This is a genomic window from Kocuria sp. KD4 (assembly GCF_011769905.1).
Lineage (GTDB): Bacteria > Actinomycetota > Actinomycetes > Actinomycetales > Micrococcaceae > Kocuria > Kocuria marina.
Genome location: NZ_CP050449.1, coordinates 378,871 through 394,275, shown reverse-complemented (window position 1 = coordinate 394,275; position 15,405 = coordinate 378,871). Strand labels below are relative to the sequence as shown.

14 protein-coding genes and 2 tRNA genes are annotated in these 15,405 nt (G+C 68.0%); 8 read left to right on the top strand and 8 right to left on the bottom strand.

Annotated elements, in window-relative coordinates:
- Positions 1 to 91: 91 nt before the first annotated feature.
- The 3 genes from HBK84_RS01765 to HBK84_RS01755 form a co-directional block, all read right to left on the bottom strand.
- A complete protein-coding gene (locus HBK84_RS01765; RefSeq protein WP_167318035.1) occupies positions 92 to 1,282 on the bottom strand; it encodes a globin domain-containing protein in 1,191 nt (396 codons plus the stop codon).
- A 56-nt stretch (positions 1,283 to 1,338) separates the two neighbouring features.
- A complete protein-coding gene (locus HBK84_RS01760; protein WP_085106107.1) occupies positions 1,339 to 1,827 on the bottom strand; it encodes an Rrf2 family transcriptional regulator in 489 nt (162 codons plus the stop codon).
- A 127-nt stretch (positions 1,828 to 1,954) separates the two neighbouring features.
- Positions 1,955 to 3,820 carry a phosphoenolpyruvate carboxykinase (GTP) gene (locus HBK84_RS01755; RefSeq protein WP_167318034.1) on the bottom strand — a complete coding sequence of 622 codons (1,866 nt, stop codon included), beginning with the start codon at positions 3,818 to 3,820 and terminating at the stop codon, positions 1,955 to 1,957.
- Positions 3,821 to 4,134: 314 nt separating this feature from the next.
- Here HBK84_RS01755 and HBK84_RS01750 point away from each other — a divergent pair.
- Positions 4,135 to 4,207, top strand: a tRNA-Arg gene (locus HBK84_RS01750).
- Between the two features lie 96 nt (positions 4,208 to 4,303).
- Complete coding sequence (locus HBK84_RS01745; RefSeq protein ID WP_144997165.1) at positions 4,304 to 5,473, top strand: DUF1524 domain-containing protein; 1,170 nt, start codon at positions 4,304 to 4,306, stop codon at positions 5,471 to 5,473.
- Between the two features lie 80 nt (positions 5,474 to 5,553).
- Here the strand turns inward: HBK84_RS01745 and HBK84_RS01740 are convergent, their stop codons facing one another.
- The 3 genes from HBK84_RS01740 to upp all read right to left on the bottom strand — a co-directional run bounded on the left by HBK84_RS01740 (position 5,554) and on the right by upp (position 7,837).
- Entirely contained in the window at positions 5,554 to 6,075 is a 522-nt protein-coding gene (locus HBK84_RS01740; protein WP_167318033.1) for a histidine phosphatase family protein, read from the bottom strand.
- A gap of 93 nt (positions 6,076 to 6,168) precedes the next feature.
- The gene (locus HBK84_RS01735; protein WP_144997161.1) at positions 6,169 to 6,969 is read right to left on the bottom strand and encodes a winged helix-turn-helix domain-containing protein; all 801 of its coding nucleotides are present in this window, start codon (positions 6,967 to 6,969) and stop codon (positions 6,169 to 6,171) included.
- A 232-nt stretch (positions 6,970 to 7,201) separates the two neighbouring features.
- The gene (gene upp, locus HBK84_RS01730) at positions 7,202 to 7,837 is read right to left on the bottom strand and encodes a uracil phosphoribosyltransferase (RefSeq protein WP_064845136.1); all 636 of its coding nucleotides are present in this window, start codon (positions 7,835 to 7,837) and stop codon (positions 7,202 to 7,204) included.
- Positions 7,838 to 7,993: 156 nt separating this feature from the next.
- Here upp and HBK84_RS01725 point away from each other — a divergent pair, with 156 nt between their 5' ends.
- From HBK84_RS01725 to HBK84_RS01705, 5 genes are all read left to right on the top strand, one after another.
- Positions 7,994 to 8,923: an ABC transporter ATP-binding protein gene (locus tag HBK84_RS01725; RefSeq protein ID WP_144997159.1), complete on the top strand. Its 930-nt coding sequence runs from the start codon at positions 7,994 to 7,996 to the stop codon at positions 8,921 to 8,923.
- Positions 8,920 to 10,203: an ABC transporter permease gene (locus tag HBK84_RS01720; protein ID WP_167318032.1), complete on the top strand. Its 1,284-nt coding sequence runs from the start codon at positions 8,920 to 8,922 to the stop codon at positions 10,201 to 10,203. The genes HBK84_RS01725 and HBK84_RS01720 overlap by 4 nt, the downstream gene beginning before the upstream one ends.
- Before the next feature lie 55 nt (positions 10,204 to 10,258).
- On the top strand, positions 10,259 to 10,927 hold the full coding sequence (locus HBK84_RS01715; protein WP_167318031.1) for a hypothetical protein: 669 nt from the start codon (positions 10,259 to 10,261) through the stop codon (positions 10,925 to 10,927).
- A 6-nt stretch (positions 10,928 to 10,933) separates the two neighbouring features.
- The gene (tadA, locus tag HBK84_RS01710; RefSeq protein WP_370520569.1) at positions 10,934 to 11,416 is read left to right on the top strand and encodes a tRNA adenosine(34) deaminase TadA; all 483 of its coding nucleotides are present in this window, start codon (positions 10,934 to 10,936) and stop codon (positions 11,414 to 11,416) included.
- A 63-nt stretch (positions 11,417 to 11,479) separates the two neighbouring features.
- Positions 11,480 to 11,569, top strand: a tRNA-Ser gene (locus HBK84_RS01705).
- Between the two features lie 67 nt (positions 11,570 to 11,636).
- On the opposite strand, the gene HBK84_RS01700 is transcribed toward HBK84_RS01705, so the two are convergent.
- Together HBK84_RS01700 and HBK84_RS01695 are read right to left on the bottom strand one after the other, a co-directional pair.
- Positions 11,637 to 12,410 (bottom strand): enoyl-CoA hydratase/isomerase family protein, encoded by a 774-nt coding sequence (locus HBK84_RS01700; RefSeq protein WP_240919057.1) that lies wholly within the window; start codon positions 12,408 to 12,410, stop codon positions 11,637 to 11,639.
- A 14-nt stretch (positions 12,411 to 12,424) separates the two neighbouring features.
- Positions 12,425 to 14,029: a fatty acyl-CoA synthetase gene (locus HBK84_RS01695; RefSeq protein WP_167318029.1), complete on the bottom strand. Its 1,605-nt coding sequence runs from the start codon at positions 14,027 to 14,029 to the stop codon at positions 12,425 to 12,427.
- Positions 14,030 to 14,313: 284 nt separating this feature from the next.
- Between HBK84_RS01695 and HBK84_RS01690 the strand changes: the two genes are divergently transcribed.
- Entirely contained in the window at positions 14,314 to 15,366 is a 1,053-nt protein-coding gene (locus tag HBK84_RS01690) for a flavin reductase family protein (RefSeq protein WP_144997151.1), read from the top strand.
- Positions 15,367 to 15,405 lie beyond the last annotated feature (39 nt).

The window sequence follows — 15,405 nt, the reverse complement described above, 5'->3', positions numbered from 1 at the left end:
CCCGCCGCGGGCTGCCCGGGACGGCCCGCAGAACACGACGACGCCGCGCGGCCCAGGTGGCCACGCGGCGTCGTCGTCATGTCAGGGAGGCTCAGGCGTTCGCGGCGCGCGCCTCGTCGTGGAGCATCCACTGGTCGGGACCGAAGATCTCGTAGTGGATGTTGCGCCCCGGCACACCCTTCTCGATGAGCTGCGAGCGCAGCGCCTTCATGAAGGGCAGGGGGCCGCACATGAACGCGTTGGTGTCCTCGTCCACGTCCAGGTCCACGCCCGCGATGTTCATGAAGCCCTCGTGGTCGCCCTCACCGGGGGTCTCCATCCAGGTGATCATCGTGGCGTTGGGCAGGCTGTCCACGAGACGCTCCATGACCTGGCGGCCGGGCCAGCGTTCCTTGGAATGATCCGCGTGCAGCACGGTGACCTTGCGCTGCGAACCCTCCTTGGCCAGGCGGTCCAGGAACGCGACGATGGGCGTGGTGCCGATGCCGGCCGAGGCCAGCACGAGCGAGCCGTGGCCCTCGTCCAACACCACGTCACCGTAAGGGTTGGAGATCTCCAGGACGTCGCCCTCGTTGATGTCCTCGTGCAGGATGGGCGTGACCTCGCCGTGGGGATCCTTGCGGATCACCACGCGGCGGTGGCCCTCCTGGGACGGCACCAGTGTGAACTGGCGGGGCTGGCGGATCCCGTCCTTGACCTTGACCTGGATGGTCACGTACTGACCGGGGATGGAGCGGGTCAGCGGGGTGTCGTCCGCGGGTTCGAACTCGAACGCCACCACGCCTTCGGCGATGTCCTCCTTGGACACGAGTTTGAAGGGCGCGAACATGACGTCATTGGCCTGCTGACCGTAGAGGCCCTTCTCGAGCTTGATCAGCGCATCCGCCATGAGCCAGTACACCTCGTCCCATGCGGCCACGACCTCGGGGGTCGCGGCGTCACCCAGGTCCGCGGCGATGGCCCCGAACAGGTGCTCGTGGACGGTGGGGTACTCCTCGGGCAGTAACCCCAGGGACGCGTGCTTGTGGGCCACGCGCGAGAGCACCTCGTCCGGGTAGGAGTCCGGGTGGTTGAGCAGGTGCGAGGCGAAGGCCGCAATGGAACCGGCAAGCGCCTGCGGCTGGGTGCCGTTCTTCTGGTTGGAACGGCTGAACATGCCGTCCAGCAGGTCGGGGCGGGCGTTGAACATGGACTTGTAGAACTCGGGGGTGATCGCGGGGATCCGCTCGGCGATCACGCCGATGGTTTGCTCGATGACCGGGCGGGACTTCTGGGACAGCATGATGATTTCCTCTCATCGCGGTGTGACGAGAGTCAATTTAGCATTTGAAATGCACGTTAAAGAACCGACGCTCCATCCCTGGTGGCGGGGGTTCGCACGCTCGGGGGACGCAGCCCCAGTTGCACCGCGATGGGGCCCACCTGGCGGGGGTTCACGAGGTCCGCGATGGTGATGCCGTCCAGTTCCCGGTAGAAGGCCTCACGCGCCCCGGCCAGGGCCCGGCGCAGCCGGCAGCCGTGGTTGAGCGGGCACGCGACCTCGTCCGCCTCGCACTCCACGATCGCGGTGTCCGCCTCCAGGATCCGCAGCACCTGGCCCACACTGGCCTCCCGGCCCTCGTCCGTGAGTATGACCCCGCCAGCGCGCCCGCGTTGCGAGCACAACAGGGACATCCCGCGCAGTTTGGCCACCGTCTTGGCCACGTGGTTGTACGGCGCCCCCACGCCGTCCGCGATGCGCTGCGTGGACATCATGGTGTCCGGGGGCAGCCCTCCCATGAGCAGCAGCACCCGCAGCGCGATGTCCGAAAAAGCTGTCAGCCGCACAGTTGTCCCTTCGTCACCGGCCCGTCCTCAGCCCACCGATGACGACGCCGCGCGGCCGGTCTGGCCGCGCGGCGTGATCATACAGGATGGCCCCGGCCGCGTGACAACGCGGATCGGGAGACCGGCGTCAGCTGTTGCGCAACCGGTCCTCGAGCCCGGCGCGCTGTTCGAGAATCACCTCCGGCACGTCGCCGAGGCGCGCGAACCACTCGTCGATCCCAGGCAGTTCGTTGAGCCACTCGTCCTTGTCCACGCGCAGCGCGGCCTCAAGATCGGCGTCGGAGATGTCCAGGCCGGTCAGGTCCAGGTCCTCCTTGCCCGGGACCACACCCACGGGGGTCTCGTGTCCCTCCGCGGTGCCCTTGAGGCGTTCGACGATCCACTTGACCACGCGGGAGTTCTCCCCGAAGCCGGGCCACGCGAAACCGCCCTCCGGGGTGCGGCGGAACCAGTTGACGTAGTAGATCCGCGGCATGTTCTCCTCGCCCACGCGGGCGCCGGTATCCAGCCAGTGCTCCAGGTAGTCATTGGCGTTGTAGCCGATGAACGGGAGCATGGCCATGGGGTCACGGCGCACCACGCCCACGGCGCCCTTGGCGGCCGCGGTGGTCTCGGAGGACAGCGTGGCTCCCTGGAAGACGCCGTGTTCCCACCCGAAGGACTCGGAGACCAGAGGCACGGTCGTCTTGCGGCGGCCACCAAAGATGATCGCGGACAGCGGCACACCCTCGGGGTCGTCGTACTCGGGGGCCAGGATCTCGACCTGCTTGATGGGGGTGCAGAACCGGGAGTTGGGGTGCGCGGCGGGGCGGCCGGACTGGGGAGTCCAGTCGTTGCCCTTCCAGTCCGTGAGGTGCTCGGGGATGTCGTCGGTCATACCCTCCCACCACACGCCGCCGTCGTCGGTCAGCGCCACGTTGGTGAAGATGGTGTTGCCGCGTTCGATCGCCCGCATGGCGTTGGGGTTGGTGGACCACCCGGTGCCGGGTGCCACACCGAACAGGCCGGCCTCGGGGTTGACCACGCGCGGGGTGTGGTCCTTGCCGAAGCGGATCCAGGCGATGTCGTCCCCGACCATCTCGGCCTTCCAACCCTCGATGGTGGGCTCGAGCATCGCGAAGTTGGTCTTGCCGCACGCGGACGGGAACGCCCCCGCGATGTAGTGGGACTCCCCCTGCGGGTCGGTGATCTTGAGGATGAGCATGTGCTCAGCCAGCCAGCCCTCGTCATGGGCGATCGCCGAGGCGATGCGCAGCGCGTAGCACTTCTTGCCCAGCAGCGCGTTGCCGCCGTAACCGGAGCCGAAGGACCAGATGGCCCGGTCCTCGGGGAACTGCACGATGTACTTGGCGGGGTTGCACGGCCACGGCACGTCCTGTTCGCCGGGCTGCAGCGGGGCACCCAGGGAGTGGACGCACTCCACGAACTCCGCCTTGTCGCGGGACATCTTCTCGAGGACGGGCGTGCCGATCGTGGCCATGATCCGCATGGAGCACACTACATAGGGCGAGTCCGTGATCTCTACGCCGTACTGGGGCTTCTGAGCGTCCAGTGAGCCCATCACGAACGGGATCACGTACATGGTGCGACCGCGCATGGCCCCGTTGAAACGCTTGGTCAGCGTCTCCTTCATGGCCGTGGGGTCTTCCCAGTTGTTGGTGGGACCGGCACCCTTCTCGGTCTTGGTGCAGATGAACGTGCGCTCCTCCACGCGGGCCACGTCCTCGGGGTCCGAGAACGCCGCGAAGGAATTGGGGAGCTTCTCGTCCGAGAGCCGGACCAGGGTGCCCGCCTCCACCATGAGGTCGGTGAGCCGGGTCCACTCGGCTTCCGAACCGTCTGCCCAGTGGATGTGATCCGGCTGGGCCAGCTCGGCGATCCCACGCACCCAGTCCACGAGCTCCCGGTAATCCGTGGGGGGAATGTCCAGGGACTGCTGGACCTCGCGGTTCAGGGCGGTGGTCCCGGTGGTTGCTGTGCCGTTGTCAGCCATTGACATGTCTCCTCGTTGAGGCCGTCGTACGTGCCGCTTCCCGCCGAGGTGCGCCGTCCGTTCATGCTTGCCACGTCACTGTGGAACGGTTCCGGGGGCCGACCTCGCAGGGGGTTGCGCGCGGGTGTGCCTGGAGTCTATCGCGGGGGGCCCTCCCGGAACGCGAGTTACACCACATCGCGGCCCCGACCATACGGCTCGCACCGCCCAGCCGCCCCGGCACCGCGCGGGCACCACTCCGGCGCGATTTGTCGCCGGGCACCGGCGGGTGTAAGTTATTACCCGTTGCAAGGGCCTCGGTCGTTGCTTCAGGAGCGCCTGTAGCTCAACGGATAGAGCATCTGACTACGGATCAGAAGGTTGTAGGTTCGAATCCTATCGGGCGCACTTCTTGTCGGACCCCGCATCCCCCAGGATGCGGGGTCCTTCTCATTCACCGCCGCGCCTCGGTATCAGGATCGGCTCCAGGATCGAGGTACCGCCGTGTCCCCTCTCACGACCCCCGTTCGTCGTCTCACCCTGGGCGCCGCGGCGCTCGCGCTGGCCCTCACGGGGTGCGCGGCTCCCACCGATTCGGCGGCACCCTCCCCGTCCGCCTCCGCGACCACGAGCGCTGCGGCCCCGACGACGACGCCCGCCGCGCAGTCACCGTCCCCCACCCGGGGCGCGGAAGACGCGACGTCCCCCGCGGCGGCGGCGTCCCCGCAGGACGCCACCGATCACGCGGCGGCCGGGACCGCGCTGGCCGCGCTCGGGGACCTGCCCGTGAAGGGGCGCGCGCCCAAGACCGACTACTCGCGGGACCAGTTCGGCCCGCGCTGGGCGGACACCGATCACAACGGCTGCGACACTCGCAACGACATCCTGCGCCGGGACCTCACGGGGATCGCCGTCAAGCCGGGGACGCACGGGTGCAACGTGAGCTCCGGGGCGCTCGAGAGCCCGTACACCGGAGAGACGATCGACTTCGTGGCCGGGCAGACCACGAGCTCACAGGTGCAGATCGATCACGTGGTCGCACTGTCGGACGCGTGGCAGAAGGGCGCGCAGCAGCTCGACGCCGCGCGGCGCACCGAACTCGCGAACGACCCGCTCAACCTGCTCGCCGTGGACGGGCCGAGCAACAACACCAAGTCGGACGCGGACGCCGCCACGTGGCTGCCGCCGCGCACCGGCGAGCGCTGCGAGTACGTGGCCACCCAGATCGCGGTCAAGCAGCGCTACGAATTGTGGGTCACCGACGCCGAGAAGAACGCCATGGTGCGCGTGCTCGACACGTGCCCCGAGCAGCCGCTGCCCGAAGCGCGTCCCATCCCGGATCCCGCGGACTCACCCGTGGCTCCCGTGACCGAGGCGCCGGCTGCGCAAGCGGCAGCCGCCGAGGCGCCCTCGACTCCGGAGGCATCGGCTCCTGTGGCACCAGCTCCGGCCGCACCCGGTGCGGGCGCGGGATCCGATCCTGCGGACGGTGCCGTCGCGGAGGCCGAGGCGCCCGGTGCGGGAGCTCCGGGCGTTCCGGGTGCGGACGTCTACTTCTCGCGGTGCGCCGAGGCGCGCACGGCGGGGATGGCCCCGCTCTACGCCGGCACGCCGGGGTACCGTCCCGGCTTGGACGGCGACGGCGACGGCGTGGCCTGCGAGTCCAGGAGCTGAGCACCGGCTCGGGGTGAACTCCACACCCGAGGGGGCTCCGCATGAGCCCCATGCCCGCGGCGCATGGAACCGTGCGGGTTCTAGACCCCCGGGGTGTGGAAGCGCGTGAGGCGGGCGTCGGCGCCGTCGAGCACGGCCCAGTCCCCGGGGACCTCGAGCACCGCGGTGCCCCCGGTCGGGAAACCCGTGGCGGCATCCATCATGGCGTCCTGGTCCGAGTCACGAGAGGCCAGGCGCAGGATGGTGTCCAGCACCCCGGGCATGTGGGCGACCACCATGAGGGTGCGCACGGTTTCCGGGGCGTGGTTCACGGCCGCGATGATCTGCGCGTCGGTGGCGTCGTAGAGCCCGTCCCACAACTGCGGCGTGGGGGCCTTCTCCCCGAGTTCATGGCACACCCACGTGATGGTCTGGCGGGTGCGCAGCGCCGGGGACACCAGGATCATGTCCGGCGCGGCATGTTCGGCCAGCCACCGTCCCACGTCCGCGGCCTCACGGGCACCGCGCGGCGCCAGGGGGCGGTCGTGGTCCGGGACGTCCCGCGGGAAGTCCGCTTCCCCGTGCCGCATGATCACCAGGTGCTTGAGATCGTGGGGTGCCATGGGCCCCAGTGTGTCACGGCGGGGTGCAGCCCGGTCACGGAAGCAACGCGACGGCGCGCTCCCGGGTGAGCGCGGTCTCGCGACTGAGGAGGATCAGATGGAGTACTCGGGCGCGGCCCACACGACGACCTCGGGGTGGTCGTAGAACCGGTACCCCTGACCGCGAACGGTGCGCACGGTGTTGGCCAAGCGACCCAGCTTAGAACGCAACCGCCGCACATGCACGTCGATCGTGCGCTCGGAGGGGACCTCCTCGGCGTCGCCCCACAGGCTGTCGAGCAGCTCGGTGCGACCCACGGTGCGGGTGCCGTTCTCCACGAGGTAGTTGAGCAGTTCGAACTCGCGGTGGGTCAGGTTCAGCAGCTCCCCGTCCAGGAACACTTCGCGGCGGGAGAGGTCGATCAGCACGCCCACCCGCTGACAGTCAATCGCGCTCCCGGCACCGGCCGCGGGCAGCGGCGCAATGGGTTCGATCACCGGGTCCGAGAACGTGGGGTCACCCAACGCGCTGCGCACGACTTCGAGGTCCGTACCTTCCGCGTGCACCGGGGCGAGGGCCACGGCGGCGTAGGAATCGGACTCGGGGACCGCGGAGCTGATGAACTGGCGGACGTCCTGCACGAGCTGCACGAGGTTGATCCCGCGGTCGGCGGCGGCTTGCTCGTCCACGCCCACGTAGATCACGAAGCCGCGGGCCTCGGTGGGCTGCTGCCCCGCGCCCGGTTGACGTTCCAGGCGTGAATCGGCACCGTGTTCGGCGGCGACGGAACGCAGGTGTCGGAAATCCTCAGCGGTCCCCACCATGCGATGCGCCCCGCGGGGTCGGGCCGTGGACTGGGCTCCACCCAGTCGGTGTCGCTGCGAGATGTGGACGTAACCCGGTGCGCCTGACATTCGAACCCCTGCCTCGTGATGCCCCCGTTCCCATGAATTCCCTGGAAAACGGCATTATCATCATGTTCTGCGACGCGCGGCTGGACTGGCAAGTAATATATGGGTTTTTTTCTCACATAGTGAGACCTACTCTTGATTCACGCGATCCCATGGCGAAATGGATTGCATTCTCGCCGAGATGAGGGGCTACTTCCCTGCTCGAGATGCTTTCCGAGAGCCGACGAGCGGGGCCTCAGTGCGCGACGCCGTACAGGCGGTCGCCCGCATCCCCGAGGCCGGGAACGATGTACGCGTTCTCGTCCAGTCGTTCGTCCACGGACGCCAGCACCACATTGACCTCGCTGTCGTCCAGTTCCCGGGTCAACCGGTCGAGGCCCTCGGGCGCCGCCAGCAAGCACACGCACGTGATCTGTTCGGCACCGCGGCGGTAGAGGAACTTGATGGCCTCGCTCAGCGTGCCACCCGTGGCGAGCATGGGATCGAGCACGTACACCTGACGGCCCGTGAGATCGTCCGGCAGCCGTTCGGCGTACGTGATGATGTCCAGCGTGGTGTCGTCACGCGCCATCCCCAGGAACCCGACCTCCGCGGTGGGGATCAACCGGGTCATCCCCTCGAGCATGCCCAGCCCCGCGCGCAGGATGGGCACGACGAGCGGCCGCGGGTACGCGAGCGCGATGCCCTGGGTCTCGGCCACCGGGGTCCGTACCGTGACCGGCTCCACGCGCACGTCCCGGGTCGCCTCGTACGCCAGCAGGGTGACCAGTTCCTCCACCAACAACCGGAACACCGGGGAGGAGGTGTCCTTGTCGCGCAGCACACTCAGTTTGTGGGCGACCAGGGGGTGATCCAAGACAGTGACTCGCATACCTCAGAATCTAGCAGCCGCCGCAGGGCCCGCGGACGTCACGGATTCATCACACGCCGGGGAAGATCAGCCGAGGGGACGAGGACGTGCCATAGGGTCATACGGGAGACCCGACATGGTTCTGCGCACGGCAATCCTCGGAAGGGACACCTGAATATGACGGCTCCGGTTCTCGAAACGGAGAATTTGGTCAAGATCTACGGCAGAGGAGAAACCCGCTTCGACGCCCTCAAGGGCATCAACCTGGAGATCGGCAAGGGCGAGTCCGTTGCGGTGGTGGGAAAATCCGGTTCGGGCAAATCCACTCTCATGCACCTGCTGGCGTTGCTGGACGCCCCCACGCACGGCGTCGTGGCCCTGGAGGGCAAGCCCACCGGGGACCTGAATGCCAAAGAACTCAACGAACTGCGCAATTCCGCGTTCGGTTTCGTGTTCCAGCAGTTCTTCCTGACCCCCAATCAGAGCGTGTTGGAAAACGTCACGCTCCCTCTGAAGATCGCGGGTGTTCCGGCCGGTGAGCGCAAACGCCGCGGCATGGAAGTCCTCGACCAACTGGACATGGCGGACAAGGCCGAGAACAAGGCCACCGATCTTTCGGGTGGTCAGAAACAGCGCGTGGTGATCGCGCGAGCCCTGATCAACGAACCCTCCGTGATCTTCGCGGACGAGCCCACCGGGAACCTGGACTCGGCAACGTCCCGGGTTGTGGAGGATATCCTCTTCGGGCTCAACCGGGACAAGGGCATCACCCTGGTGGTCGTGACCCACGATCTGGACCTCGCGCAGCGGTGCTCCCGGCAGATCTACCTCGTGGACGGGCAGATCGTACCGACCCCGGAGGCGGCCACGAACGACGTCGTCGATCGGCAGCCGCGCCGCGCCGCGCACCCGGCGGGCGCCGACGACGCCACCGGGACCGTCCGGATCACCGAGCCCACGACCGGCGAGATGATCACCCTCAGCGAGGCCGACGCCGCCGAGCTCACCCGCGCCGCCCAGGAACCCGTGCGGCCGGGCAAGCACGCCGCCCCTTGGGCCACCAACACCCCACACCGCCCGACCGACCAGCCAGGAGCCACCGCGTGAAATTCCTCGATCTGCTGCGCACGGCGATCGCCAACACGTTCCGGTCCAAGGCCCGCACCATCCTGACCGTGATCGCCATCTTCATCGGTTCCTTCACGCTCACACTGACCTCGGGCATCGGCACCGGCGTCAACGACTACATCGACAAGACCGTAGCCGCGTTCGGTAACCAGAACGCCCTGTACGTCCAGAAGGTGTCCGAGCCCTCCACCCCCGGCTCCGGCCAAGAGGATGGGCCCACCGAGTACGACCCCGAGCGGGCCAATGTGCAGACGGGGTTCGGTTCGATCGCAGGGCTCACGGACGCCGACATCGACAAGATCAGGGATATCGACGGCGTGGAGTCCGTGGACCCCATGTACATGGTCACGCCCACCTACCTGGCGGCCCCCGACGGCAAGAAGTTCCAGCTGAGCCTGGGCTCCCCGGCGGAAGCGGAAGGGCTGCAGCTGGAGGCCGGTGAGACCCCGGACCGGTCCGCGGACGAGATCCTGCTGCCCGCCTCCTGGGTGGCGCCCCTGGGTTTCGACTCCAATGAGGACGCCGTGGGCAAAACCGTGACGATCGCCATGCGCAACGCCGCCGGCGAGACCCGAGCCTTCGACGTCCGGGTCTCCGGCATCAGCCAGGCCTCCCTCGCGGGCGCGTCCACCAGCCCCATTCCCTCGTCGGAGCTGAACAGGAAGCTGTACGAGTACCAGACCTCGGGCTCACCCCGGGAGATGCCCAACACGTACTTCACCGCCACGGCCAACCTGAGCGACAACGCCGAGGTGGGCCCCATCAAGTCCCAGCTCGCGGACGACGACATGCTGGGCGTAACGGTCGAGGACCAGCTCGGGATGTTCCGGGCCGTGATCAACGGGATCGTGTGGATCCTCAACTCCTTCGCGATCATCGCGCTGCTCGCGGCCGGATTCGGCATCGTGAACACGCTGCTCATGTCCGTCCAGGAACGCACCCGCGAGATCGGGCTCATGAAGGCCATGGGGATGAGCGGGGGCAAGGTCTTCGGCCTGTTCTCCCTCGAGGCCATCTTCATCGGTTTCCTGGGCTCCGCGATCGGAGCCGCCGTGGGCGTGGCCACCGGCAGCATCCTCAGCGGGGTCCTCTCCAACGGGTTGCTTTCCTCGCTGCCCGGGCTGAGTCTGTTCTTGTTCGACCCGCTCAAGATCGTGATCATCATCCTCGCGGTGATGTTCATCGCGTTCCTCGCCGGGACCATCCCCGCCATGCGGGCGGCCCGGCAGGATCCCATCAATGCCCTTCGATACGAGTAATCCCCCCCACACTCACGCAGTATCACTCGCACGATGCACAGGAAGGACAGTCCTCATGAGCAACGACACCCCCAACAACAACCCGCACAACCCTCCGTACGGTGACCCGGGCGCGACCCAGCCCGTGCCGCCCCAGCCCCGCGGGCAGGGCGCAGTCAACGGCGCGCCCCAGGGGCAGCAGTACGGCATGACCGGCGGCAAGTACGGCACCTCGGAGTACAACCCCAACCAGTACACCGGCACCATGGGCCGCCCCTCCACGGTGGACAAGCTGCTCAAGCTGACCCTGGCGTCCCTGGGGCTCTACGTCCTCAACGGCATCATCGGCCTGATCGCGGCGAGCAGCGTGGACTACACCCAGATGTACCGCGACATGGGCCTGAGCACGGAAATGGCCGATCAGAGTGCGAGCCAGATGGCCATGACCACCGGTCCCGTCGCCAGCATCATCAGCTTGATCATCGGACTCGCGCTGTACTTCCTGGTCTACAACGGCCTGAAGAAGGGCAAGAACTGGGCTCGCATCCTGGGCACCGTCCTCGCGGCCATCGCCATCCTGAGCGGAATCTTCGGCCTGTTCGGTGTCTTCATCTACCCCGCGCCGTGGAACATCATCATGGCCATCCTGATGATCGTGAAGGTCGTGGTGGACATCCTGTGGATCGTGACCGCGTTCCGCGCCCCTACCTCCGCGTGGTTCAACCAGAACCGCGTCCAGCGCTGACACAGCGTGGCATTACCGCACACCGCCAGGTCCATCCAGCTCTCGGGCTGGATGGACCTGGCTCTGTCAGAGGCTCGCGCCACGGAAGGCACGGGGGACGTGCCGATCGGCGCCGTCGTCCTGGACCCGGACGGCCGGGTCATCGGGCGCGGGTACAACCGCCGCGAGGCCGACGGCGATCCCACCGCCCACGCCGAGGTCCTGGCCCTGCGGAAGGCTTCCCGCGCGCTGGGGTCCTGGCGGCTGGAAGGCTGCACCCTGGTGGTGACGCTCGAACCGTGCGCCATGTGCGCCGGGGCGATCGTGCTGGCTCGGGTGCCCACCGTGGTGTTCGGGGCATGGGACCCCAAGGCGGGGGCGTGCGGATCGGTGTTCGACATCGTGCGTGATCCGCGCCTGAACCACTGGGTGGAGGTCACGGGCGGGGTTCGCGAGGCCGAGTGCGCCGCCTTGCTGCACGAGTTCTTCCGGGGCCACCGCAACCCCTGAACCGGGCCGCGCCCAGCCCTGGTTTGGAGGGGTTGCGCCCCGGGCTGTAAAGTGCTGGGAGTTGGTGACGTGTCCGAGCGGCCGAAGGTGCATCACTCGAAATGATGTTTGGTGTCAAAGCCAACGTGGGTTCAAATCCCACCGTCACCGCCAATTTTCGAGGCCCCTGCCTCCCCGAATTTCCGGGGGAGCAGGGGCCTCGTTCATGACCGGAGCCGGTTCACCCCCGGCCCGCGAAGCCGTCCACGAGGGCCACGGACTCCGGAGTCCCGGAGCGCTCGGCGATCACGCTGATCTCCTCCGCCAGGTGGGTCTCGTACTCCGCGACGACGCCGCGGCGCAGCAAGCGCTTCGTGGACCCGTAGGAACCGGCGGTTCCCGCGACGAAACGGTCCTCCACCTCCGTCAATCGCTCGGCGAACTCCTCCGCCGAAACGGATTCAGCAGCAATCCCCCACTCGACCGCTTCCGTCCCGGTGAGCCGGCGACCCCCGAGGGTCAGTTCCACCGAACGTTGATGACCCACTGCGCGGGGCAGCAGATAGGACACACCGGTGTCCGGCGTCAGGCCGATCGCGGCGTAGGCGGCGAGCACGGTGGCGTCCTCCCGGATGAGCGCCCAGTCGGAGTTGAGGATCAGCCCCAGTCCGGCCCCGGCCGCCGTGCCATTGACCCCGGCGATGATGAGCAGCCGCGAGCGCACCATGGCCAGGGCCAGATCCCGGGCCGCGGAGGCGAGTTCCCGCAGGAACTCGGGACGCTCGGTGGCCGGACGACCGGCCATGCCCTTGACGTCACCGCCCGCGCTGAAGAACCGCCCCGAACCCGTGAGGGTCAGCACGTGGACGGTGGGATCGGCTTCCGCCCGTCGCAGGGCGGACAGTGTCTCGCGCGCGAGGTCCAGGTCCACGGCGTTGCCGGTGGCCGCGCGGTCCCACACGATCCGCACCACGCCGGCTCTGTGCTCCACCCGGACGGCATCGGGGTGTTCCACGGTGTCCTCCTGCCTCATACCGGGTTCGTCCGTTCCGCCCGCAGTTCGCGCTTGAGCAACTTGCCGGACTGGTTGCGGGGCAGCTCCGCGACGAAGTCCACACGCTTGGGCACCTTGTAATCGGCCAGGCGGGCCTTCACATGGGAGCGCACCGACTCCGCGGTGAGCTCCGATCCCTCCTTGGGGACGATCACCGCCGTGACGGCCTCGATCCACCGTTCGTCCGGGAGCCCCACCACCGCGACCTCGGCGACGTCGGGCAGCTCGTAGATGCAGTCCTCGATCTCGCGAGGAGCCACCAGGACACCCCCGGTGTTGATCACGTCCTTGATCCGGTCCACCACCTGAATGTACCCCTGTTCGTCCTGCACCACCTGGTCCCCGGAACGGAACCAGCCGTCCACGAACGCGTCCGCCGTGGCCTCCGGCTTGTTCCAGTAGCCGGTCAGCAGCTGCGGGGAGCGGTACTGGATCTCCCCTGGCTCCCCGGGTTGAGCGACCCGACCCTCGGACGTGACCACCCGCGCCTCCACGTTGAACACGGGACGCCCACACGACGCCGGACGGGCGTCGTGCTCGGCGGGTGTCAGGACGGTGCACAGGGGCCCGAGTTCCGACTGCCCGAAGCAGTTGTATAACCCGATGCCCGGATAGCGGGAGCGCAACCGTTGCAGCACCGTGACGGGCATGATGGACGCGCCGTACTGCGCCTTGCGCAACGACGACAGGTCCCGAGTCTCGAGGTCGGGGTGATTGCTCAGCGGCACCCATACGGTGGGCGCCAGGAACAGCGAACCCACGTGCTCCTCCTCGACCAGCTGCAGGATCTCGGCGATATCCGGTTTCCGGGTCAATCGCACCGCCGCCCCCAGAGCGAGGTAGGGCAGCAGGAACACGTGCATGCCCGCCGAGTGGTAGAGCGGCATGGCCACGAGCGGACGGTCCTGCGCGGTCAGGTCCAGCGCGATGATCGCGGACGTGTACTCGGTCAACAGAGAGGCGTGCGTCATCATGGCGCCCTTGGGCGCGGACGTGGTGCCGGAGGTGTAAAGCAGCTGCAGCAGATCGTGGCCGCGCACCGTCACCCGGACGGCAGCGTCGTCGGCCCGGGGATCGAGCGCGGTCTCCTGAAGCGAGGTGTCGTCGTCCTCGCCGCCGGGCAGCATGGGCAGGACGCGTTCGACGGCGCGTGCTCTCCCGGAGTCCCGGACCTGCGCCACGAGCGGCAACAGTTCGGGATCGGCAATCACCGTGGTGGCCCCGGAGTCCTCGAGAACGTACGCGAGCTCGTCCCCTTTCAGCGCGAAGTTGACGGGGACGTGCACGAGCCCCGCTTGGGCGCACGCGAGGTACAGGATCGCGTAGACGTCCGAGTTCACGCCGAACGCCGCGACGCGCGTCCCCGGGGTCAGGCCCGCATCGGCCAGGCGGCGCGCGACCCGCCGGACCGCGTCCCCCAGCTCCCGGTACGACCAGCACCGGTCCTGGAAGAGCAACGCGGTGGCACCGCCGTTGCGCGACACGGCCCGTTGCAGCAGAGCCCCCACGGTGTCGGCGCGGGCCTCGCCCTGCGGTTCGTCCTCGGTGGATGGCGGCGTATGTGGTGCGGGATCGGTCATGGCGGGGTTCCCCTCATGGTCGGGTCCTCGGAGTCGGCGCGGATCCGGGGACGACGGCGCTCCCCGGGTCCGCGCGCGTAGTAGCCACAGTGCCCAAATGCGGGGGTGTTGTCCAGATCACGCCAGCTCCGCGCCACATCCGCCCTCCTCGAATATCTAGTGGAGCAAAAGCAGCTCGGGGTGCTCGGATGCTGCTTCTACTCAGTAAAAGCAGAGGGGTGCAGGGGGCGCCCACATGCTGGACGCATATTGCACGTTTACTTACTAATAGGTAGAACTGGGGTATGGGCCACCCCGGGATCAAGGGATTCTTTCGTGCAGCCGCTGGAATCCTGAGCTACCCCCAGGACCCACGGTCCTTCGCGCAGGTCTTCGGCTCCCTGACGAGCGCACATTACACACGAGGCCGCATCACGCACGTGCGGCGCGAGACCCCCGACACCGTGACCCTGTTCTTCACCGCGGGTGAGGGGTGGATCCCGCACCGGGCGGGGCAGTGGGCGCGGATCGGCGTGGAAGTGGACGGGAAGCGGATCTGGCGTCCGTACTCCATCAGCGCCCCCGAACACGGTGACCCGTCGATCACCGTCAAAGCGCAGGGCCTGGTGTCCGAACACATCGTTGAGCGCACCGCCCCGGGCAACGTGCTCTACCTGGAACGCCCCGAAGGACAGTTCCTGCTCCCGGACACCCCCACAGAATTGCTGTTCATGGTGGCCGGTTCCGGGATCACCCCGGTGATGTCCATGCTGCGGACCCTCATGCCGCGCAGGCCGGACCACGACGTCGTGCTGGTCTACGTGTCCCGGAGCCGGGAGTCGTGCATCTTCCACGACGAGATCCTGGAACTCGCGGACCAGTTCCCGGGTCTGCGGCCGGTCTTCTGGTTCACCGAGGAACGCGGCCGCCTCGACGCCTCCGACGCCGATGCCCTGGCCGAGCTGTGTCCCGATCACGCGGACCGGGTGACGTACGCGAGCGGCCCGGACTCGTTCGTCAGCGCCGTGGAGGACCTCTCGCGCAGCCACGGCGGCCCCCCCGTGGTGGAACGCTTCGATGTCACCAGGCAGTTCAGCGGCGGCCAACGCGGGGAAGTTTGGTTCACCCGTTCCGAGATGACCCTGGAGGTGGGCCCGGACGAAACCATCCTGGAGGCCGCCGAACGCGCGCAACACCAGCTGCCCCACGGATGCCGTATGGGCATCTGTCACAGTTGTCTGGTTCCCTTGACGGACGGGGCCGTGACCAACATCCGCACCGGTGAGCTGCACCGTGAACCCGGTCCCGTCCAGACGTGCGTGACCCGACCCGCTCCCCACGCCGCGTTCGACGCCTGACGCCCACACCCGGCGCCGAGCGCCGACACCGAACCTCCG

Excerpts from the sequence above, each read along its gene's own strand:
- HBK84_RS01735 (WP_144997161.1), bottom strand. The coding sequence starts at position 6,969 with ATGTCAGGCGCACCGGGTTACGTCCACATCTCGCAGCGACACCGACTG.
- HBK84_RS01725 (WP_144997159.1), top strand. The coding sequence starts at position 7,994 with ATGACGGCTCCGGTTCTCGAAACGGAGAATTTGGTCAAGATCTACGGC.
- HBK84_RS01765 (WP_167318035.1), bottom strand. The coding sequence starts at position 1,282 with ATGCTGTCCCAGAAGTCCCGCCCGGTCATCGAGCAAACCATCGGCGTG.
- HBK84_RS01715 (WP_167318031.1), top strand. The coding sequence starts at position 10,259 with ATGAGCAACGACACCCCCAACAACAACCCGCACAACCCTCCGTACGGT.
- upp (WP_064845136.1), bottom strand. The coding sequence starts at position 7,837 with ATGCGAGTCACTGTCTTGGATCACCCCCTGGTCGCCCACAAACTGAGT.
- HBK84_RS01695 (WP_167318029.1), bottom strand. The coding sequence starts at position 14,029 with ATGACCGATCCCGCACCACATACGCCGCCATCCACCGAGGACGAACCG.
- HBK84_RS01755 (WP_167318034.1), bottom strand. The coding sequence starts at position 3,820 with ATGGCTGACAACGGCACAGCAACCACCGGGACCACCGCCCTGAACCGC.
- HBK84_RS01740 (WP_167318033.1), bottom strand. The coding sequence starts at position 6,075 with ATGGCACCCCACGATCTCAAGCACCTGGTGATCATGCGGCACGGGGAA.
- HBK84_RS01690 (WP_144997151.1), top strand. The coding sequence starts at position 14,314 with ATGGGCCACCCCGGGATCAAGGGATTCTTTCGTGCAGCCGCTGGAATC.